15 protein-coding genes are annotated in these 24937 nt (G+C 25.9%); 12 read left to right on the top strand and 3 right to left on the bottom strand.

Features of this window, described 5'->3' with window-relative positions; all coding sequences use genetic code 4:
• The 6 genes from EXC28_RS02980 to EXC28_RS02955 form a co-directional block, all read left to right on the top strand.
• A partial coding sequence (locus EXC28_RS02980; RefSeq protein ID WP_338418407.1) for an amino acid--tRNA ligase-related protein occupies positions 1–638 on the top strand: 638 nt, incomplete at its 5' end.
• Entirely contained in the window at positions 638–1636 is a 999-nt protein-coding gene (locus tag EXC28_RS02975) for a glycosyltransferase family A protein (protein WP_029330572.1), read from the top strand. The genes EXC28_RS02980 and EXC28_RS02975, both read left to right, overlap by 1 nt.
• A gap of 2 nt (positions 1637–1638) precedes the next feature.
• Entirely contained in the window at positions 1639–2295 is a 657-nt protein-coding gene (locus EXC28_RS06075; protein WP_029330574.1) for an RDD family protein, read from the top strand.
• Positions 2296–2414: 119 nt separating this feature from the next.
• Positions 2415–4604, top strand: a complete 2190-nt coding sequence (locus EXC28_RS02965; protein ID WP_029330576.1) for an ATP-dependent helicase — start codon at positions 2415–2417, stop codon at positions 4602–4604.
• A complete protein-coding gene (locus EXC28_RS06070) occupies positions 4597–6156 on the top strand; it encodes an MHO_4530 family protein (RefSeq protein WP_029330578.1) in 1560 nt (519 codons plus the stop codon). The genes EXC28_RS02965 and EXC28_RS06070 overlap by 8 nt, the downstream gene beginning before the upstream one ends.
• An 11-nt stretch (positions 6157–6167) precedes the next feature.
• A complete protein-coding gene (locus EXC28_RS02955) occupies positions 6168–8078 on the top strand; it encodes a M13 family metallopeptidase (RefSeq protein WP_029330580.1) in 1911 nt (636 codons plus the stop codon).
• Between the two features lie 40 nt (positions 8079–8118).
• Here the strand turns inward: EXC28_RS02955 and EXC28_RS02950 are convergent, their stop codons facing one another.
• Positions 8119–9033 (bottom strand): nucleotidyltransferase, encoded by a 915-nt coding sequence (locus tag EXC28_RS02950; protein WP_029330583.1) that lies wholly within the window; start codon positions 9031–9033, stop codon positions 8119–8121.
• Positions 9034–9124: 91 nt separating this feature from the next.
• Positions 9125–12619: a coiled-coil domain-containing protein gene (locus EXC28_RS02945; RefSeq protein WP_129695095.1), complete on the bottom strand. Its 3495-nt coding sequence runs from the start codon at positions 12617–12619 to the stop codon at positions 9125–9127.
• A 470-nt stretch (positions 12620–13089) separates the two neighbouring features.
• Between EXC28_RS02945 and mnmE the strand changes: the two genes are divergently transcribed.
• A complete protein-coding gene (gene mnmE, locus EXC28_RS02940) occupies positions 13090–14427 on the top strand; it encodes a tRNA uridine-5-carboxymethylaminomethyl(34) synthesis GTPase MnmE (protein ID WP_029330587.1) in 1338 nt (445 codons plus the stop codon).
• A gap of 1 nt (position 14428) precedes the next feature.
• On the top strand, positions 14429–15766 hold the full coding sequence (rlmD, locus tag EXC28_RS02935) for a 23S rRNA (uracil(1939)-C(5))-methyltransferase RlmD (protein ID WP_029330588.1): 1338 nt from the start codon (positions 14429–14431) through the stop codon (positions 15764–15766).
• Positions 15767–15790: 24 nt separating this feature from the next.
• Here rlmD and EXC28_RS02930 read toward each other — a convergent pair whose 3' ends face one another.
• A complete protein-coding gene (locus tag EXC28_RS02930; protein ID WP_029330590.1) occupies positions 15791–17422 on the bottom strand; it encodes an MATE family efflux transporter in 1632 nt (543 codons plus the stop codon).
• A 154-nt stretch (positions 17423–17576) separates the two neighbouring features.
• Here EXC28_RS02930 and ftsY point away from each other — a divergent pair, with 154 nt between their 5' ends.
• From ftsY to EXC28_RS02910, 4 genes are read left to right on the top strand one after another with little or no spacing between them, the layout of a single operon-like run.
• Entirely contained in the window at positions 17577–18638 is a 1062-nt protein-coding gene (ftsY, locus tag EXC28_RS02925; protein WP_029330592.1) for a signal recognition particle-docking protein FtsY, read from the top strand.
• On the top strand, positions 18631–18846 hold the full coding sequence (locus EXC28_RS02920; RefSeq protein WP_029330593.1) for a sigma factor-like helix-turn-helix DNA-binding protein: 216 nt from the start codon (positions 18631–18633) through the stop codon (positions 18844–18846). Before ftsY ends, EXC28_RS02920 begins: the two co-directional genes overlap by 8 nt.
• Positions 18847–18888: 42 nt before the next feature.
• On the top strand, positions 18889–23766 hold the full coding sequence (locus EXC28_RS06065) for an MGA_1079 family surface serine endopeptidase (RefSeq protein WP_029330595.1): 4878 nt from the start codon (positions 18889–18891) through the stop codon (positions 23764–23766).
• Between the two features lie 6 nt (positions 23767–23772).
• Positions 23773–24828, top strand: coding sequence for a S66 family peptidase (locus EXC28_RS02910; RefSeq protein ID WP_029330597.1), 1056 nt, complete (start codon positions 23773–23775; stop codon positions 24826–24828).
• The last annotated feature ends 109 nt before the right edge of the window (positions 24829–24937 follow it).

Raw genomic sequence — 24937 nt, 5'->3', positions numbered from 1 at the left:
TCTTTAATCTTCCTGATATCATTGAACTTGCTGATGACCTACTCAAAACTGCAATTAAAAACACAATGGAAAAACACCCAGACGAAATGAAATTCCTAAACGCTTTATCTGACAATACATTGATTGAAAAATTAAATAAATTCATTAAAACTAAATTAACCATTATGAACTACGGAGATGCTGTTGAAGAATTAAAGAAACACACCGATGAATTTGAAGAAAAAAATCTATACTTTGGTGTCGATCTAGCTAGTGAACATGAAAAATATCTATCAGAAAAAATCGTTAATGGTCCTGTTGCAGTTATTAACTATCCAAAAGATATTAAAGCTTTCTATATGCACCAAAATGACGATGGAAAAACAGTTGCTGCATTTGATCTATTAGTTCCGGGAATTGGTGAATTAATTGGCGGAAGTCAAAGAGAGGCAAGATATAACCAATTATTAAACAGAATGCAAGAATTACACATTCCAGTTGATCCGCTACAATGATATCTAGATTTAAGAAGATATGGTTATGCCCCTTCAAGTGGTTTTGGAATTGGATTTGAAAGATTAGTTATGTATGTAACTGGTATGAATAATATTCGTGATGTTATTCCTTTCCCAAGAGTCGCAGGAATGGTGAAAATGTAATGAATAAGCCATATATCACCGTTGTTGTTCCCATTTATAATTCCAAAACATCTATTGAAGATATTTTTAAAAACTTATTAAAACAAAGCGACCAAAATTTCAACATTATTGCTATCGTTGATAAACCAAATGACATTGATTATGAATCAATTAAAAAAATCTACAGTGAATTTGGTAGTGAAAGATTTAAATTAATTATTAACTCAAATCACCAATTACTTCATAAAGTTATTCAACAAAGCTTACCATTAGTTGAGACTGAATACGTCTTCATTATGTATTCATACGTTTATATGAAATCCGAATTCACCAAACGTATTAATCTGTTCTTCAACAGTGCGAAAACATTACCTGATTTTTTAGAAATATCAGGATTTTGCTATGGTCTAGCTTCTTATAAATGAAAACAAAATTATTTAAAAGAAAATACAATATATAACTTAAGCGAAAACTATGCTCCCATTCTTTTCGCTTCTCCTTTTACCTTTAATAACATATTAAAAACTCAAATAGTTAAAACTATTTACAGTGATTTGAATTACACTTCATTCAACCATCAATATTCAATTGATTACGTTTATGAAGGATTAAAACAAGCAAAAACTTACGCTTTAATCACCAATACTTGAATTGATGACTATAACCATAATTTAACTATTTTCAATATCAAAAACTTTATGGATCAATGAGAAGTTGTTTTTCAAAATACAGAAAATGAAAACCAATTTCTTCACCTTCTTTTAGCATGTAAAATTCACTTACAATATTTCTTACCGGGTTATTTAGGTTCACTAACTATTAAAAAATCTGATACAAAATGAAAATCAGTTAACTTCCTAAAAAATTCTTTACTAAACATAATCAATGAATTTGATGTTAAATATCAATCATATCAACCTCAATTAAATAATCTAATCAAAAAATACAACATCAAAAAAATCAATGAAAAATATATCTACTCAATTCCTAAATGAAAAGATATATTTAAAACTTATTAATCATGGTTAAACAAATCAATAAAAAAGCTAATTTCTGAATTAGATTATTAGCAACATTGATTGATGTAATTATCTTTCTTATCTTTAGTGTAATAAGTAGTTTTGCAACGTTTGATTATCAAAATGCAAAATTGATACATAATGCTTTATATTACTTCTGATTAATAAACCTTATTTTATTTCTTCTAATATATTTCATATTGATTCCCATTTTTGCAAAGGGCAAAACATTGGGTATGACAATATGTAGAATTAAAATCATTTCAACAGATAAAACTGAAAAATTTTCTAAAGCAGTATTCAATCGTCAACGTTTATTCTCCTTTGTTTGAATGATTATTTTTGCCTTGTTTGCAATATTAATTTCGCCCGAAACTTTTATTAAAGCATCTACAAAAGGCATGACTAAAGACCAATTAACAACTGTTCAATTTGGGTTCTTAATGATCCCAATTGCATTAATTGGAATTGCAAGTTTTACTCAATTATTTTTAATAATGTCAAACGCAAGATCAAACAGAGTTGGACTAAATGATAAATTCTCCTCAACAGAAACGGTTTGAATTAACAAATATGAAGAAATTGAAGAAGAAGAAATTATAGAAAGAATTATTAAACCAAAAAAACGCGTTTTACCAACTTTAACATTCAAAAACTAGTCAATTTGGGCTGGTTTTTATTTTGTTTTAAGTTGAAATATTGAAACTATGCCTATATTAAAGTATAATTTTAATGTATTAATGCTATGCATTAAATTTTTGTGTTTTTCGGAGGTTTTATGAATAAATTAGATTTGGAAACTTTAAATACTCAGCAAAGAGCAGCAATATTACACACAGATGGTCCTTTAAGAATTGTTGCGGGCGCAGGAAGTGGTAAGACCCGTGTTTTAACACACAAAATTGCATATTTAATTCAAGAAGAAAACATTTCAAGTCGTGATATTCTGGCGGTTACTTTCTCAAACAAAGCTGCAAATGAAATGAAAGAACGTGTAATTGGATTGCTTGGCAATACAGAAATTGGCGAAATCAATATATATACCTTCCATTCTCTATGTGCAAGAATTTTACGTAAAGAAATTCACAACATGAATTATCCAAACGACTTCCAAATCCTAGATGAATCAGACCAAAAAGAAGTTTTAAAACTAGTTTATAACGAACTAGATATATCAGCAACTATCTACACCTATGGTTCTATTCTCTCATTTATTCAAAACCAAAAAAATGACTCCAAAAGTCCCGAAGATCTACTTAATGATGAAGACTATAAAAATGATGTTAGAGCGAAAATCTACCAAGCTTATCAAAGACACCTTGATATAGCACACTCATTAGATTTTGATGACTTACTTGTATTTGTATATCGTTTATTCTACGATCCAAAATACGAAGGTATTTCTAAAAAATGAGAAAACAGATTTAAATATGTATTGGTAGATGAATTTCAAGATACAAGTAAACTTCAATACGATATTGTTAAAAAATTAGCTTATTCTAAAAATTTAACGATCGTTGGAGACCCAGATCAAACAATCTATTCATGGAGAAATGCCGACATTAATTTAATTTTAAATTTTGACAAAGATTTTGAAAATGTTAAAACCATTAAACTGGAACAAAACTATCGTTCAACTGGTAATATATTAAACGTTGCTAATAAATTAATTAAACACAATAAACTAAGATTGCAAAAAGAATTATTTACTATTAATGAAAATGGTGAAAACATTGAATTCTTCTGCGGTCATTCAGAAGAGGCAGAAGCTAGATGGATTGCTAACCAAATATCCGATTTAAAAAGAAATAGAGTTCAATTAAAAAATATTGCTATCTTATTTAGAATTAATAGTTATTCAAGAGCAATTGAAGAAGCTTTAATTAGCGAAAATACTATTTATAAATTATTCGGTTCAATTAAGTTCTATCAACGTGAAGAGATTAAAGTGGCACTAGCTTATCTAAGGGTTATATATGATGGTAGTGAAATTTCTTTAATGAAAATTATTAACAAACCTTCTAGAAGAATTGGTGATGCAACAATTGAAAAATTATTGAAATTCGCCAGAGCAAACAACGTCGATTTATTCTCTTGCCTAGAAAATCGTTTAAATGAAATTAAACAAGAATTGAATCTGCCACTTGAAACTTTAAAAAATATTGCTTCATTAGTTAATAACATTCGTTGAGCAAGAAAAGCTATCCATACAAATAAAATTCATTTAACCTTAAAAGAATTAATGATTAATAAAATTCAATACTTTGAAGAATTTAAGAAAAATGAAGAAGAATATGAAGAAAAAATGAATAACTTCTCTTCATTAATTAAAGCGATTGAAAACTGGCAAACTAAAAAACCAAATGGAACAATTGACGAATACCTACAAGAAATAACATTAATTTTAGATAGAGATGTTGATGATGACGCAGCTAGCTATGTTTCACTAATGACAGTGCATAATGCAAAGGGATTAGAATTTGATTACGTTTTCGTAGCGGGACTAGCTGAAAATATTTTCCCACTACGCAGAGCAATTAGCATTTCACCCAAAATCGATTTTTCTTTCCTAGCAAATAATAAAAATATTAAGCAAGAAAACCAAGAGGGACTTGAAGAAGAAAGAAGACTTGCTTATGTAGCATTTACAAGAGCAAAAACTAAATTGTTCTTATCATTTGCAATTGGTAAGGGCGGAACAATTAGAAGTAGATTTTTAAGCGAAGCTGGTATTAAGAAAACCAATTCAATTGAAACGGCAAGTAGTTTTTCTATCTCTAAAAACATTAACGAAAATGTAAATTTAATTCCGGGTGATTTCATTACCCATAAAACCTATGGTAGAGGTGAAGTTCTAGAGGTTGTTGATAATATCATTCATGTTAAATTCGGAGATACCAAAAAGGTTAAAACATTTGATAAGTACCATCCCGCTATCAAAAAATTAATCGAGGATAGCAATGCATAATTCACTTTCAATTACTTTATGCACTTTATTTTTAATAATTTTTGTAGTAGTAATTATTACAATTGTTATTTCATTTATTAAATTACATAGCAAAAAGAATAATGATAATTACGGATTTGTTATCTTTGATATTGATTTAAGAAAACAAAGAGCTAAATGATTTAACGATATCAATATGTTAAATAAAGCGCCTGAATTTATGAAAAAAAGTCCTTTAGTTAGCGGTGAATGATGTGAAATGAGTGATTTCTATCAATTATTTAACAATAACTCTATTGCTAAAATCAAAAGAATTTGAGATTTAAAAAAATATTTAACAGAAATTGAAAAATTAAAGGTTTCTCTAACCACGGGGAATAATGAATTATTTGAATACACAATAACAGTTGAGATTCCAAACAATAACTCAAATATTATTCAAGTTTCACTAGAGTGACAAAAACAACAAACTAAAAATACATCTATTTTTAACAGAATAACCGAACATATTAATAGTTTGTTTCAACAAAAATATCATTCAGTTTTATGTGCAATCATTAATTCAAAATACATATTAGACGAAGAAACCATTAATGGTTTATATAACCAATTAATTCCCACTCAAATTGCTACGCATATGGATTTAATTAAAGAAAACGATCGTCTTTTCTTTGCTTTTAAGGGATTGCCTCATGTTAAGAAAAACACAATGAATATCTATAATGAGATATTAGAAAATTTTTCTAATAAAGCAGTTAAATATTTTGATTATGTTTTTGTTGTTAAACAAAATAGTAATAATAAATTATTACCAAAAACATACAATACCTTATTAAATTACATCTATCTATTAATAGAAACTAAAAAATTAGATAACTTCCAAATAATTGAAGAAAATCTAACCAACAAAGATGATTATAAATTCTTTTCAAAAGCATATAATCGTGCTGAAAAATTAATTAATAACAACGAATTAACAATGACATATACCAATGTTAAAAACCTTTCGAAAAACAGCAATGATTATAAAATTATTAATCCAGTATTGACCAATAGATCTCTTGATGATATCTTAAGAGTGCAAATGAACGATTTAGACGTTTTTTCAAACTTAACAACCAAATTTATTGAAACCAACCAAATGACTAATCGTAGCAACTCAATTTTCATTTTAGATGACTATTATTTCGTTAAAAATGGTCTGAACCCATTAAGAAACATGATTGAAAATAACGATAACTTATATCTAACTATTAGAATTAGCAATTGAAATAACATCATTAACGTTATTAATAAATATGAATTACTAAAAACTGATTATCCAATGAACTTATATATTGATAATATTGATAACAACGTAGTTCAAATACTAAATGAAAAGAATATTAAAATGATTATTCTTGGCAAAAACATCACGAATAACTTAAATATTCCAAAGAATATGATTTATACTAATAAATTAATTGAACTTATTAGACATAAAAGAGGAATTGTTGTATTTGATAATTTCAATGCAAATGTTTATAAAAAGATTTTTGAAGATAAATATGAAAAAATTTACTACACTGAATAAGGAGAATATATATGAATAAAGAATTAATTAAACACGATTTCTTTGATGCAGTAAACAAGAAATGAATTGACAAAACTAAAATTCCAAACGATAGACGTGGATGAGGAACTTTTTACATTCTAGATAAAAAATTAACCGATTTACAAAAACGTTTATTTAACAAATGATTAACAGACACAAGTGATATAGAAAATTATCCAATGTTAATTGAGATGATGAAATTCTACAAATTAGTTAAAGATTGAGATTCAAGAAAACAAAATGGGTTAAAACCTTTAAAAGACATCTTAACCAAAATTGAAGCAATGCAAAGTTGAGATGATGTTGTTAAAAATTACAGATGACTAACTTTTATGAACCTACAAACACCTTTATCATTTGATTTGGGTGATGATTTTAAAGACCCAGGTAGACGTGTTTTCTGAATGAACGAATATCAATACATTCTTCCTGAAAAAGGTTATTACGAAGACGAAAAGAAAAGAGAAAAATATTTAACAGTTTGAAAAGAAATGACTTCTAAACTTTTAAACAAACTATACAGTCAAGATAAATCAAGCGAAATCATTAACAATGCTCTTACTTTAGATTTAAATGTTTCTAAATACATACTAACAGCAGAAGAACAACACAGATACTATGAATTATATAATCCTCGTACAATTGAAGAATTACAAGCAAAAATTGAAATCTTCAATGTTAAACAATTAATTGAACTTCTTGTTGATAAAAAAGAAACAAAATTCATTGTTGTTCCTTCATTAATTCATTTAGATAACTTTAATAAAATATTCACAAAAGATAACTTCGAACAATACAAAGCAAGTTTAATTATCGATGTTATTTTAACCTTTGCTCCTTATCTAGACCATCAAACTAAAGAAATTGCTACAGAATTCCAATCTGCATTATATGGTAAGGTTAAAGTCTCAAAAGAAAAAGTTGCTTTAAACCAAACTCTTTCAATTTATTCAATGGTTTATGGTAAATATTATGGAGAAAACTACTTCGGAATTGAAGCAAAACGTGATGTTGAAAAAATGATTGAAGCAATGAAACAAATCTATAAAGAAAATCTTTTAAACAATGACTGACTAGAAGATGCAACCAAACAAATGGCAATCAAAAAGATTGAAAAAATGAATGTTATGGTTGGTTACCCAGAACTTATTGAACCTTACTACGATGAATTAACATTAGATAGCAACAATGGATATGATGATTTAGTTCAACATGTAATTAAATTTAGAATTAAAAGAAGTGAATATCTATATTCACAATATCAAGAATATAAAAATCAAAAACTATGATCAATGTCACCGGCAATGGTTAATGCGTATTTCAACCCTTCTGCAAACCACATTGTATTCCCTGCTGGAATTCTACAAGCTCCTTTCTATAGCATTAAACAAACACCAAGCCAAAACTTTGGAGCTATCGGAACTGTTATTGCTCACGAAATATCACACTCATTTGATAACAATGGTTCTAAATTTGATGAAAACGGTATGTTGAAAAACTGATGAACTAAAAATGATGAAGAAAAATTCAATATTAAAATTCAACAAATGATTAAATTATTTGACAAAGTCAAATTCCACAAAAACATTAGATGTAATGGTACATTAACAGTTTCTGAAAACATTGCTGACTGTGGTGGACTATCTTGTTCATATGATTCTGCAAAACTAATTGATCCAAACTTTAATCCTAAGGCTTTCTTTACTCAATATGCAATTATTTGAAGAATCAAATATCGTGAAGAATTCCTTGAAACTATTTCAAAAATTGACCCACATGCACCCGCAAAATTAAGAGTTAACTTACAATTAAAAAACAACCAAGAATTCCAAAAAACTTTCAAAATTAAAAAAGGTGACAAAATGTATCTATCACCTAAGAAAATGTTCAAAATTTGATAATTTTAACATCTTTAAATTAAAAGCCACATTCATAATTTTATTAAAGGTTATTATCGTGGCTTTTTTTAATATTCATTAATATATATAAAATTACTCTTTTTATACGAGATGATGTATATCTTTTAGAAGTACATCTTTCAACAAATTCATCATAAGAAGAAGCGTCAATATTTTTTTTAAATAGATTTTCCATACCTTCAGATACCATTTTAATTTCCGACAATTCTTTTGAAGATAAATTAAGTACAATAGTTTGAAACTCAGAATATCTATCTTCAATTTTTGGATAATTCTTATCTATTTTCATTGATGTATATTGAGATATATTTTTTCCTTCTTTAACTAATTTACGAATGTATGAACCGGATGCATATATTGAATCAGGATCTTCTGAATTATGTGCTACAGTTCTTTTAAAGCAATCCAATTTAACATTAATATTATTATCAATAATATATTTTGTATATTCAAAACCTAAAATATCAGCCGGTATCTCATCCTCTGTCATTAATTCATTTAAAGATAAAAAGGTGCTTTTAACAAATGAATTACCTTGCTTTAAATATTTTTTAACATTTAAATTATAAATATCTAAATTATTTTTAATTCGGTTAGCCGCATTAATATATTTATCTACATCGCTAGTATCTGAAACACCAAAACACAAAAGGTCAATACCTTCTTTTAATAATGTTTCTATCGCTCCTTTAGCAAATATATGTGCCGCTTGAGTAGATGTTTCGAAATCTAGTGGTACTACAAAATCAACACCATTTTTTAACGCCATTTCTTTTCTCTCTTCATAAGACGCAATAGCTATCTCTCCTCTTTGTACATAATCACTGGATAAGGCGACAATTAATTGAGAATTAGGGTATTTTTCCTTAATTTTATTTATTAAATATTTATGACCATTATGAAATGGATTAAATTCTGCTATCAAACCTATTTTCATAAGAATTATTATATTTCATTAATAAATAATAATCAAACAAAAACCACATTTATCTTTGTGGTTTTTGTTTTAAATACACTTATATATTAATTTATTGTTTCTTTAATGAGTAAGAAAAAGTAGTATCAGAACTAAAAACAACTTTTTCTTTATATTTTAGTTCGTAATCAATTGTATATGTTCAATATTTAGTGAATTTTGCAGCTTTTACGTTTTTAATTTCTATTGTTAATTCTTTAGGCCCATAAACAGTTCATGAATATTTTATATTTTGTCAATTTTCATATAATTTGTCACCTGTAGGTGAAAATACAACATAATAATTTCCATTATTAATTTCATTATCAACATATCTTTCGTATTCTTCTTCATTTAAAAGATTTTCAATAGTTGAAGTTCTTGTATATGTATGATTATTAATTGTAATTCTATATTCAATATTCACATTGTGTGAATTTTCTGTTTGAACCTTAATATTTAATATTTCAATATTATAATCCTTATCAATTAATAAATCATTTGTTTCAGTATTAATGAATACAATATTTTTCGCCGAAATTTGAGATGCAGGAATTTTTTGTATATTATATTCACTTGATAATATTGGCTTAATTTTTTCTAATAACAATTCATTATTCTTTTCATCAGAAAATACTTTAACTGGTAAATTTTTAATCTTAATATAATCAGATGCATAACCATATGTTATTTTAACTACTCAATCTGAATGATTTATATCATCTTTGTTAATTTTAGAAGAAACATACTCTAAAGTGATATCACTATATTTGGTCTCTTTGTGTTTTGGATTTATTTTTATATTTGTTTTATTTAATAACAACTCTTTATTATTTATATTTTGTATTAATTGATCGTTATAATAAATATTGTAATTTTGAAGAACATCTTCAATCATATATCCTTCATTATCTAAGGCGATTTTTTTAAATGAATTTAAATATTCATTGTTTTTTGCGATACTTTCATCAACATTCATTACACTTAATGGAAAATCATCAATATTTCAATAAGTGTAGTAAAAATATGCATGAATTCCATTTAATACAAAAATAGGATAAACATTAAGTTGTTTAGTATTTCCTTGATCATAAATACGAGAAACATATTTTATAAACATATTCGAATGATCAAAATCGGTTTTTCATCTAATTCCAATTAAATTTGAATCAAGGTGTGTTCAACTTGAATTATTTATTTCTTCATGTGACAATTTCTTTAAATCGTCATTTAAATATAAACTATAAAATTCCGTTCTTTTAGATTCCGCAGAACCGCATAACTCACCCAATTTGTATAAATCTTCTTCTAAATTACTTGAATCATCAATAGCAGATTCAACATTATCTTTTAATATAATAGAATTTCCTAATCATTGATTTTCATATGAATATGAATAAGTAATATTTAATTTATATTCTCCGTTTTCTTCTAACAGTTGACAATCTTTAATATTTCAATAATAAGTTTGAATTTCTTTATCTGAATCATTATTATTGTAATTCAATTGTAAAAACCATTTCAACATTCTATTCATCAATTCTTTTTTACTGTACTTACTAAAAATATTATTTGAAATTAATTTTGATGATGTTTTTTCGATTGCATTATATATTGTTTTGACTTTAAATTGTTTTAATTGTTCATCAACCAAAGACAATTTAAAACGTGATTCAATATTATTTATTTGTTCTTTGGTTTTAATGTAAAGAGAATTATCTTTAATGATATTCGTATATGGAAGTATATATGTTTTAGAAACACCATTTACCGCATATTTAAAATCTGGATAATTTTCTCCATTAACTAGTTTTACACTATAAACAATTAAAATGTTGTTGTTAGATAAAATCATTTTTTTAATTTCATATGTTGTTTTATCTTTAACTCTTTCGGGCAATTCAACATCTGAACCCACAAAATCATTAATTGTTAATTCATCGAATTTCTTGTTCAAAGATTCTTTTTTTAATGAAAAAATTCTATTTGAATATCTCAAAATTATTTCATTTAAAATATCATTTTCATCTGTTATAAATTTTTTGCTTTGACTATGTGTAATTTGTAAATCTTTATATTTAATAGTGGTTAAAAATTTCAAAATTCCTTGACTTTTATTTGTATCATCAATTTTGGTATCTAATATTGATAATTCATCATTAGTATTTAAAATTTGATTATTAAATTTCAAAACAGGATCTTTAAATAAAGAAACATCAATGTCATTAATCATTACCAAATATTCATCAGAAGGTTCTTTAAAAGTAAAGGATTCTACATCTATGTTTGATAAATATTCATAATTTGCAATATATGTTAATTTTAACTCTTCTATGTTTTGTTGAATATCTTGAATATCTTTCTCTAAAAAATTAACAGTTTCATAAGTTGCTTTATTAATATGATCTTCAGATAGCGAAATCAACCCCTTTAAAGGATTCATATATTCATCGTGTTTTGGTCAAGATTTAGTTTTTTCAATAATTAAATTTGCATTTCTTATTTCATTTTTAAGTTTTTGAATTACACCATCTAAATATTGCTTATGTTGAATGGCAGTATTTGCATCTTTAATCGCATCATCTAACACTTTAATTGCATTTTCAACATCAGATAATGTTGCACTTGCATTATCATATACTTTTTGACCATCGTTAATTGCAGTTGACAACGCTTGTTTTACAACTTCATCAACTAAATCAGGATTAGTTTCAAGTGATCTACCTTCATTAATTTTAGCTAGCAAGTCTAATTTCAAAGCAGCGATGTTGCGTTTAATTTGGTTATCTTTAACCTCTTCAATAACTTTATTCAATTCATCTTTAGCTTTATCTAGATCATCTTTACTACTATCTGGATTATTTATTGTATCTTTTGCTTTATTAATTGCATTATCTAAATTAGTTTTATCATCATCATTAGTTAAATTAGGTAGCGTTGATTCACCATCTTTAATTGTTTTATCTAATTTATCTTTACTGTCAGCAATATCTTTGTTATGTTTAGTTAAAATCGATGCTTTTGCATCTTTAATCGCATCATCTAACACTTTAATTGCATTTTCAACATCAGATAATGTTGCACTTGCATTATCATATACTTTTTGACCATCGTTAATTGCAGTTGACAACGCTTGTTTTACAACTTCATCAACTAAATCAGGATTAGTTTCAAGTGATCTACCTTCATTAATTTTAGCTAGCAAGTCTAATTTTAAAGCAGCGATGTTGCGTTTAATTTGGTTATCTTTAACCTCTTCAATAACTTTATTCAATTCATCTTTAGCTTTATCTAGATCATCTTTACTACTATCTGGATTATTTATTGTATCTTTTGCTTTATTAATTGCATTATCTAAATTAGTTTTATCATCATCATTAGTTAAATTAGGTAGCGTTGATTCACCATCTTTAATTGTTTTATCTAATTCATCTTTAGAATTTTTAAACTCAATATTAAAATCATTTTTATTAGTAAAGTAATAAAAACTTGAAGCAATTGTTGAAACTGTAAGTCCAGTCAAAGATAAAGAAAGTAAAATCAATTTTCTTTTTTTAATACTTGACATTTATTTCCCCCTATTGGATTTTAAATTCGAACATATTTAACTGATTTTTGCAAAACAAAGACAACAAATTTAAGCAATCAAATTACTTAAATTTGTTGTCTTTGTTAAAATTTCTTTTGATTATTTCATTTTTTAAAAGAGATTCAAAAATTATATATATATATATATATATATATATATGCAGTTTTATTAAAGTTTCTAAATATACTAAAATCTATCAATTTTCGAATTCCTTTATACACAAAATTATATCATATAAAATATTAAAAATATTTTAAACAAATTGATAACAAAATGTTAAAATTATTTGCTTTTTATTAACATAAATATTTCTTTATTTTTATATTTAATTTAAGGCTTTTTTATTACTAATTAACAATATAAACAACTCTTTTTATTTTTATAGATTTAACAAACTTAACTTTATTTCAATTTTAATATTTTAAATATATTTTATATAATTTTATATTATGACTTATAACGATACAATAGTAGCAATTTCATCTGGAAATATTAATCAAGCAATATCTATAATTAGATTAAGTGGTGAAGATTCAATTAAAATTTTACAAAAAATCTATACAGGTAAAATTGGGACTGATAAAACAATAACATATGGAAATATTATAGATAATTCAACGGGTAAAATAATTGACGAAGTTTTAGTTAACTTCTTTATCGGAAATAAAAACTACACCGGTGAAGATACAATCGAAATAAATGCACATGGTGGAATTATTGTAACTAATAAAATATTAAATTTATTAATTGCAAACGGTGCAAGATTAGCTGAAAGGGGCGAATTTACCAGAAGAGCATATTTAAACGGTAAAATAACTTTAGAAAAAGCAGAAGCTATTAACGCTTTAATTCACGCTAAAACAAATAAACAAGCAGAAATTGCTATCTCACAATTTAATCCTCAAATAAATCATTTAATCGAATCATTAGAACAAGAAATACTAAATATTATTTCAATTGTTGAAATCAATATTGATTATTCAGATTACAATGATATTGAACAAATCAATATTGATAAATTAAAAAAATTGGTTAATGGATTAGAACAAAAAATCAAAATCATAATTAATAAATCTGAAAACGCTAATGATATCTATAGAGGAATTAATGTTGCTATTGTAGGAAGACCAAACGTCGGAAAATCATCATTATTAAATTTATTAATCGGTAAAGAAAAAGCTATTGTAACAAATATTGCAGGAACTACAAGAGATATTGTTGAAGGCGAATTTGAAATAGCTGGCATTTTATTTAAATTAATTGATACAGCAGGTATTAGAGATACAAAAAATAAAATTGAATCAATTGGAATTGAAAAATCTAAAGAAGCTATTAAAGAAGCGCAAATTGTTATTCATATTCATGAGCCTGGCAAGAGAGAAAATAAAGAAGATAAGATAATTAAAGAATTATCAAAAGATAAACAATATATTGATGTTTTGAATAAAAAAGATTTAATCAAAACTAAATTACCCTTAAATAAAGTTTGCATATCAACAAAAGAAAAATCTTTATGAGAACTAAAAAGTAAAATGGTAGAAAAATACCAAAATATAAATTTAGATGATAAAGATATTCTTTATAACCAAAGACAACTTTCTTTATTGAAATCAACACTATTAAACTTACAAGAAGTTAAACAAGGATTGGATGCAAACTTCGGACCTGAAGTTGTTATTTTAGACTTAACTAAAGCGTGAGAGAATTTAAGAGAAATATTGAATAAAAAACATGACAATGAAGCGTTGTTAGACAATATTTTTTCAAAATTTTGTTTAGGAAAATAAAATGATGGAAATTAATTCAATTCTTAAAAATATTTCAATTGAAGAAATTAGCTATGAAGGATATGGGGTTAATCGACAATTTGATAAACCTATTTTTGTATTAAATGGAATCACTAATGAAGTAGTTGATGTAAAAATAATTCAAAAGGGTTCAAAATTTTATTTAGCAGAAATTATTAACTTTATAAATAAATCACTTAAAAGAACAGAAATAAATAATCAAGAATTATATAAATCTGGTTCAGCATCTCTTATGCATCTAGCGTATAATGAACAATTGAATTTTAAAAATGAAATAATTGAGAAATTGTTTAAAAGAAATAATAATTACGAGATAAAAAATCGTATTATTTCCTCAATATCTGAATGAAATTATCGAAATAAAATAACTTTTCAAATTAATATAAAGTCAAATAAAATTGAATGTGGTTTTTATGAAAAATGCTCACACAATATAGTTGTGCAAAAATCACTAGATTTAGTTATTCCTTCTGTTAAAAAAGTTAGTGAATCAATATCAAGAATTTTTAATACCGATAATAAAGAAATTATCGAATGAACAAAACAAATTAATTTACAAAACATTACAATTCAAGGTTCAATATATGGTAGTGAAACCTTTGTGGTGTTCAATGTTTTAAATGATTTAAATAATAAAGAAATCATTGATTATATATATAAACAAACAAATGATTTAAATACAAATTTTGTTGTTAGTGTTGTTGAGAAAAATTTAGTAGTTATTAAAAAGAGTTATATTTATCACAATTCAACAATTGAACACAACTTTGATAATTTGATTTTTAAACTTGATTACAATACCTTTTATCAAGTGAATGAAGCACAAATGCACAATATGTTTGTTTGAATTAAAAACAAAATAAAAGAATTGAATTTCACAAAAAACACTTTATTAGACACTTATGCTGGTGTTGGAATAATTGGAATGATTTTATCAAGTGAATTCAAAGAAGTAACATCCATTGAAATAACTAAATCAGCATTAGAAAGTTTTAATAAAAATAAAACCTTAAATAATTTAAATAACATTGAAATGGTTATTGATAATACTCATAATTTTTTAAAAAATACAAACAAAAATTTTGATTTAATAGTGTTTGATCCTCCAAGAAATGGTTTGGATAACGAAACGATAAAATTAACCGCGGGTAAAAATGTTAAAAACATTGTTTATGTTAGCTGTAACCCAAGAACGTTGTCAAGAGACTTAATAGAGTTTGATAAATACGGTTATGTCATCCAAGATGTTCAAACTTTTGATATGTTTCCTCAAACACCACATATTGAGACTGTTGTTATAATACAAAAAAGAAAATAAAAGTCGACAGATGTCGACTTTTTATTAAACTGCAATTCTTTGGCTTCACTTAATTCATTTAAATGATTTTCATCTCAATTCAAATAATATACTTCTTAACAGAGGATCTAATGTTGAAGCTAGAATAATTAAAATAAATATAGTAGATTGAGTTAAATTGTTTTTAAAGTAAACAATTAAATAGATTGTTGTCAATTGAATACCTAACATACAAATTATCGCAACTAATATAGGCATTCAAACATCATTAGCTGATCATAGTGCTCTTAATGTTGTTAAGTTTCCAACATCAAACACAGCCTTTGCAAATGCAATAAACATTATGATATAACCAATTTTACTAATGGTCTGTGTGTTGATACCAAACAACATTAATAGAGGGTGTGTTAATGCAAATCCTAATATTGAGAAAATAATTTGAGCATAGGTACCAAGTTTGAAACATTGGTTTGATGTGTGATATGCTTGAGTGTAATTTTTTTGTCCAATTTCAATTGAAACCAAAACATTTACAACAACACTTAAAGATAATACAAATGTAGTAAAGATATCAAAAACACCATTCATCGCCCTAAATAGCCCAATATATTCTTCGTTTAATTTAGCAAAAGGAATTGAGTTAGCTACAAAATATTGCGCAACAAACCAAATTCCATGTTCTAATGCAATAGGAAAACCGATATATAAAACCCTTTTAATGAATTTATTGTTTCAGATCTTAATTTTGTTATTAAATTTATCTTTTTCTTTTTTATTGACAATAATAACTAACATAATGTATGCAACGATTAGTTGTGTTGTTGCGCCAACTATCGTTTCAAGTGAAACTCATATAACAAAATTATTATTATGAACTGCGTATAATCAAACGTAAGTTCATATTAATCTGACAATTAAACCAGTAACTACAGCAATCATTGAATCAATATTTTTCTTCATTCCTTGTAAAGAAGCGATGAGTATTTGAGCAATACTAAAGATAAATAAATCTACCGTTGTGATTCTAAAGAATTTGATCGCAAAATTCAATTCATTAATTTGAATAACAATTGCATTTGTGTTGTTAAAAGTAATTACATTTTGGTTTGGTAATACATACTCGCCACCATTGATTAGTAAAGTGTTTTTGAAATCGATGTTTATAGGGTGTTGTTTAATCAATTCTAAGTTATTTAAATATATTTGATAATCATCTTTATTTTTTCAACCCAACAATATTTCATCTTTAGCACCAGCGAGATTTAACAACATAGGTGCTAGGAAAAACATTAATAAGTAACAACAGATATTAATAATAAGAGAAATTATTGACGCAGAAGAAATTACGCTTTTTATTTCGTTATAACGTTGCTGACCATATAAATTAGATACAACAACTAAAACACCCAATTGAAACATTATTGGTAGAAAGGTCATAATTTTATAAATTGTTACTATTTTAGAAAATAAATAAAAGTATGCACCATTATATGAACCATCAATGTGATAAACACGATTAAAGTAAGTAGTAGCAATAGCTGTTGCTAAAGTTATGATGTTTAAAATTAGTGTTTGAATAAAGATTGGTAACACTAATTTAAATATCTTTTTAAAGTCTTGAATCTTCAAAAAATTCAATCATCAAACTCGATTGTTTACTGCTTTTTTGCTTTTCATTTGTATATTATTGTATTGAATTTAAAAAAATCTTGAGAATTTTATATAATATTAATGATTACAAAATATTTTACCAGAGCGCAAGCTCTGTTTTTTATTGCAAAAAGCAGTAAATTAAGTAAAATTATTTATAACATAAATAAAAGGAGCAATCGTGGGATTCTGAAAATCATTAAAAGAAAAGTTGTTTGGAACTGAAGAAGAGCAATTAGCAAAGAAAAAAAGAAAAGAAGAAATTAAACAACAAAAGAAATTAGAAAAAGAATTAAAGAAAGCAAGTAAGTTAAATACATATGTAGCCGGTATGTCTAAATCTAATATAGCTTTTGTCGATTCAATTAAAACTTTACAAAATAGACACAATAAAATTGATGAAGAATTTTTCGAAGATTTAGAAGAAATTTTAATTATGTCTGATATTTCAATAAAACTTGTAAACATCATTATTGAAGAATGTAAAAATGAAGTTAAAAACGAAAATATTGTTGATCCAAAATTAATTAATGAGATTATTGCTGATAAATTATTCTCAGTATATGCAAACGATTCAATCATTGATACAACATTAAACATTGATAATGAAGGTGTAAATGTTATTTTAGTTGTTGGAGTTAACGGTTCTGGAAAAACAACATCAATTTCTAAAATTGCAAAAATGCTAATTAATGAAGGTAAAAAAGTTTTAATCGCAGCCGCTGATACCTTTAGAGCTGCAGCGGTGGAACAACTCGAATTTTGAGCTAACAAAGTTGGTGCAGATATTGTTAAACCGTTGCCTTCTGAAAAAGATCCAGCCGCTGTAGTTTATAAAGCTATTGATAAAGCAGAAGCTGAAAATTACGATGTTTTAATTGTTGATACAGCAGGAAGATTACAAAACAAAGTTAATTTAATGCAAGAACTAGCCAAAATTAATAAAGTATTGCAAACAAGAATTCCTAATGCTCCACATGAAAGTTTATTGGTTTTAGATGGAACAACAGGCCAAAACGGAGTTTTACAAGCTAAATCATTTTTTGAATCAACACCACTCACTGGTATTGTTTTAACAAAAATGGATGGAACATCAAAAGGTGGAATTATTCTAACTATTAAAGATGAATTAAATTTATCGGTTAAATTTATTGGGCTAGGTGAAAAAGTTGAAGATTTAGCTGAATTTGATTTAGCATCATACATATATGGTTTAACAAAAGGACTTGATAATAATGAATAAAGATGACAGAGATTTATATATTGAATTATTAGAAAAATATCAAGAATTACTTTCAAAAAGTCAACACCAAATTATGGTGTTATATTATTTTGAAGATCTTTCTATAACTGAAATTGCCGAAGAACTTGCTATGACCAGAAGTGGTGTGCATGATGCTTTAAAAAAAGGAAGAACAAAACTATTGAATATATATGAAAAGGTTAAATAGTAAGCAAGTGCTTATTATTTTTCTGTTTTTAAAGGAGAAAATATGTCAAAAAATTCTAAATGAACTAAATTATTATTTCCAATTTTAACAATCTCATCTTTACCATTGATTTCAGTAGCTTGTGATCGTAAAGATAAACCGGTAACACCAACTCCAGAACCCCAACCAGAACCCAATCCAAACCCATCAAATCCAGAACAACCAGTAAATCCAAATCCAACACCAGAACCCCAACCAGAGCCCGAAATTCCAGTTAACCCAGGAACCGACATTGACGAAAATAATGCAGAATTACTGTCAAAAAAGAAGCAAGAATTATGAGACCTTATTGAAGAATATAATAATTTGCGACAAGAATATTTTAGATTGGTTGGAAAACTTTCTATTGAAAATGAAAAAAGTTATCCATATTATTCGCTAAAGATTCTGATTGGCGATCCGAAATTAAGCGAAGTTATTGAAGCGTATGAAGGGTTAAGTAAAACCAAAGAAGCATTGTTAAATGACATAGAACCATTAAAGACAAGGGGTATGTTATATTATTTAAATGAATTGTCTAATTTGCGTTCTAAATTGTTATACAACAAATACATATTAATGGAATATGAACAAGACGTGACGAAATATGATGAATTGTTAAATGTGTATTATGAAAAAACTTCTTCAACAGATTTTTGAGAAATATCAGCATATTATACAAATGTTGATCTTGCAGCATATGAAGCTGAAAGACAAGCAACAAAAGTAAAAATAGAATGATATTCAAGTAAAAAACTTGCATTTGATGAATTGATGAATAATTTAGCATTGTTAAAAAGTAAATATATTGAGCACAATTATTTAGATGATAGTTTTGATGATGTTGAAAACATAACGTGAAACGACAAAGAAAGTCGTGTAGATGTTTTAAACAAAATTTCTGATTTGGAGGAAAAATACAACAAATTAAATGATCGTTTTGAAAGACTGTTAAGTTCAGAGAATGAAATTAGAAATACTTTAATAGAAAAGATTAAACCATCTTTAGCAAATTATGAAGCAATTGTTCCGAATTTAGACATTTTATCAATTGATAACAATAACATTTCAGCTTATGTTAAAAATTTAAAAACCGGAGATGATTCGGTTGTTATAAAAGATATATCAATTGACGAAAATGATAATCATATTTTAAATATTACTTATGGTATTTCTTATTACATTGATACCAAAAGGGAATTTACCATTACTAAACAAATTATTTTTAATAAAGATATTCAACCTAAATTAGATGCTATTGTTTATGAAAATTTAGACGAATTATTTGACATTAATTATGACAAATTAAGTCAATCATATTTAAGTAATTTAAGAGATGATATAGAACAACTATTTATTAAAAAACATAATATTGTTAATAAATATTTTGAATATATGATGGATATAGATTCAATTCAATATCGTGATAATAAAATATTTGCCGATATTCAATTTATTAATAAAAATAAAGTATTGAAAACCATTACTTTGTCATCTAATCAAACAGTTTCATTTCTAGATGAAGCAACAAAAAATATTAGATTTAATTTTTCGGATGAATTTAAAGCGAGTCAATATTACTTAAATGGAATGGAATCGTCAAATAGAATTAATTACTATTTATTAAATTTTGTTAATCCAGAAGTACAAAGATTATCAAAATCATTAACATTTTTAAATCTAGTAAATAATGGTTTTGAAGGTGAACAGATATTGACATATGATGAAAAAATTGATATTTTAAATAGATTTTTAAAATCTTTTGTTCAGTTAGATTCAACTTCTCACATTAACCAAGAAGCAATAGCTAATTGAGAAATTACAAATATCGATAACGAGTTTATATATAAGATTGACAACTCAAGTAATACCTTGAAATTTGCAGTTTTAGTTACAAGTGCAACTGGTGCTCAATATAAGTCACATATTGATGTTCGTTCAAAAGATTATGCAAAAATTATTGAAGATAGCAACAATGAAAAAGAAATATTAAAATTAATTTCATCATCAACAGCAGGAAATATATTTAAAACCTTTGAATATGATGAAATTACCAACTCAGATGTAATAGCTTCTGTGGGATATGCTCATTTCAATGAAATATTTAGATTGCCTCGTCATGGTAGATATGCATTAGTTTTACAACCTAAATATCAACCAAAAATTGATGATGTTAAAGGTACTTTAACATTGAAATTTACTTACACAAAAGACGGAGTTGTTGTTAACCAAAATAATCCAGCAAATATATCAAAAGAATTTACTTTAAGTTACTTTAAACCATTAACAGCTGATGACATATATCCAAAAAACAGCAACGCTTGATTTACTGATGCTGATTTTACTGGTTATGAAAAACCACCGGTTGATATTCAAAATAAAATTAATTCAATTAATGGAACTGATTTTGAATATAACTTAACCGACGGCAAGAAATTAATTGACGTTGATATTCTATTGAAACAAAAAGCATTTAATAAGTTGCGTTATTTATTCAACTTTACTGGTGAAATTGCAAAAACAGACGAAAATAATGGCAAATTCGGAACTGATGGATTTAATAAGGAAACAGAAATAGCTCCAACTATAAATAAAGAAAAAATTCATTTATCAACCGATAAAGAAACCGACGTTAATGTTAATAGTTTATTAAAGGATTATTTCGTTTATTACTACAACGTTCGTGGTGGAACGAGAAATAATCTCGGAACTTTGACCTTTAAATTAGGTTTTATTAAAAAAACAAATACAAATATTAGATTTTCAACAACACAAGAAATCACATTAATTAACTTAAAAAATGATTTAAAAACCGAAATTTATCCCGAAGTAATGGTTAACAGATTGACATTAAATGATTTACAATTGCGTTATGAAAATGATTCATATGGTTTATGAAAAGGATTATCATCTTATTTACCAACTGATATTGTTGATATGTTTAATAATGAACAAACCAGATCATTGCTAGATAATTTAATTTCAGTTAGAGAAATTCAAAAATATAACAACTACGCAATAAGAAATAGTGCGTTTAAAGTAGCGGAAGTTAAATTGCCAAATAATGCCAATGGTACTATCTTTATCCGTATGAAATATTCAGAAAATAATGTCGAAAAACAAGGAAATCAATGATTTAAAATTTCCGGTTTAAAAAGAGATGGAACTATAGATAGTAGTAATTTATCAAATTACGAATTAGCTAAACAATTAGATCCAAAATTAACTACATTTAATCATAAAATGACTAAAATCTTTTTAGATGATGCAAATGTATATCGAAATCGTCATGTTGAACTAAGCGAACAAGAAAACAATTGAAGATTAGAATCTAATAAACGTGAAGTTAATTGATATTTAAGTCAACCTCAATATATAAAGCCATATCTAAAATACAATACTGATTTTAAAATCCAATTGCATCTATTTGCAGGACCAATTGTTTTAGATGATTTAAGATCCGTAAGAATTAGAGAATTAAATACAGGAATTAATGTTGATTTTAATTGAAGCGATCTGATTAATGGTGAAGTTGTGAAACATTTTAGTTATCATTTTGACACTAAAAACGGACCAATTGATATTAATGCGACATTGAATATTGATATAAGAGATGATTATGATATAAGATTCAAACTTACATTAGATAATCCTGAATATAAATTTGCAATAACTGACTATACTAAAAATACAAGAAGCAGTTTATGAGAAGTATTTGATGCAAGCAATTCTGAATGAAATACATTTAATCCAGAGAAGGCATTTTATATAGATAAATATGCATCATATATAAATGTTGAATATGTAAATAATATTGGAAACGAGGTATTTAGTGATACCCCAACAAATGTTATTGATTACAAAAACATGAGCTATACACAAGAAAATCAACCATTAGTGCTTTATTCAGAAGGAAAGAAAGATAGATTATTTAAATACGATCCAAATCAAAATCTATTTTATAAATTTCATGAGGGTTATAAATTTAATAATGAATTTTTACATGATTCATATATAAGGGATCATAGTGTTGGTGAGATATTGTGGTACAAATCATTAGCGTTTAATAGAGGTTCAACATTTGCGATTTCAAGTGTTAGTGATAAAAATCCGGGTTTATTCTACTTTATTACTAACAACCACGTTATTGACAACCCAAATAATACAGGGCCTCAAAATAACAGTTTTAATGGAAATTATTTATTAACCAGAAATGGAAATAATTTTGAAAACAATCGGGATGCTGGTTTTGGTTATTGAGGTGGATTGTATGCCGATTATATACAAGCATTACCTGTATGAACTGGAAGAAATCAAATTAATAAAGATGGTATAGTAACAAATAACTTTGTTGATTTAAGCGTATTTATCGTAGATATTAAAAAGATTATTGAAAAAGCGAAAGAAGATGGTAGATTCCAAACTGCTAAATTCTATGAACATTGATTTGAAATACCAAGCGATATGTATTCACCAAGCTCTCTTTCATATAACACACCATTTAAAAAATACAATAGTACAGAACTAGGTTTTATTGGCTATCCATATGGTAAAAAAGCCGGTTATATTATTAATAGAGTTGATTATACAGACAATCGTCATATATTCAATAAACAATCTAGTTTTATGCCAACATTTTATAATGCTGGAAATAGTGGAACTGGAGTTATCGATTCGAACGGAACTTACGTAACTACAATCAATTCAGGTTCTCCTTTAAAATCACTAACAGCATGAGATGTTTATACAAAAGAGTATAACTATTTAGGTCTTCACGGTCATAGTTATAGTGTAGAAGATATTCCTCAAAATTCATTATTTGCCAACATTTTAAAACTTAATGCTGATAATCCAAGTTTATATAAACTAAATGTTTTCACATATTTTATTGAAGAGGAGTAGAAAAAAATGAAATTAAATAAAAAAGATTTAATTGCAATAATAAGTTTATCTTCAGGAATTTTGGGTGAGCAATTTTGTGACCATCAAAGAGTAATTGGCGAAAAGAGATTGAAGGAAATGAAATTGAATTTTATATACACTCCAAATGCATTGAAGGGTGTTTCGTATATTGATGAAAATCCAGATAAAAGAGCTGAAGATTTGATCTGATCATTTGAAAATAAAGATGTTAAAGCTATATTGTGTGCATTGGGTGGTTTTGATACATATAGAACCGTTAACAATATATTATCAAATAAAGAAAATATATTGAAATTAAGAAGTAATTTTAAATTTTTCATTGGTTATAGTGATACAACTATTAATCATTTGATGCTTACTTTATTAGGTATTAAAAGCTATTATGGAATTGCATATTTAACCTGCATAGCCGAACTTGATAAGCAAATGTTAAAATACACGAAAAGAAGTTTCAAATCATTATTTCAGGACAAAGAAATTACATATAAACCCGCTAGATATTGATATAAAGAAAGAACTGATTTTTCAATCAAGCAAATTAATATTTCAAGAGAAAAATTTAAAGAAAAACATGGGTTTGAATTACTTCAAGGACAATCAAAATTTCAAGGAATCTTAACGGGTGGTTGTCTAGAAACAATTGCTAGCTTACTTGATAAAGAAAATAACTACAAAGCTTATGAAGTTAATAAAAAATGACATTTATTTGATGAAACATGTGATTTTAAAAACAAGGTTTTATTACTGGAAACATCTGAAGAAAAACCACAACCAATGATAGTTAAGCAAATGCTTGAATTAATTGAATCAACAAATGTTTTTAGAGTTGCGAATGGAGTGATTATTGGTAAGCCGCAAGATGAACAATATTACGATGAATACAAATCTGTTTATAAAGAATTCTTTAGTAAATATCCGCAATTACCAGTTTTATATAATATAAATATCGGACATGCTTATCCTAAAATGTTATTAGAAATAAATGGTCTAATTAAAATAGACGCTGAAAAACAAACAATTAAAACAAGAATTAAAAATTAATTAAAAAATATACAAAGTGAGAAAAGGTTCGTTTTTTCTCAACTTTTTCTTATTAATAATGAAATTTATGATTTATTAGTTTAAAATAATTAATAATAATTTATTTTAA

The organism is Metamycoplasma cloacale, assembly GCF_900660735.1.
Lineage (GTDB): Bacteria > Bacillota_I > Bacilli_A > Mycoplasmatales > Metamycoplasmataceae > Metamycoplasma > Metamycoplasma cloacale.
This window is presented reverse-complemented; position numbering and strand designations above follow the sequence as displayed.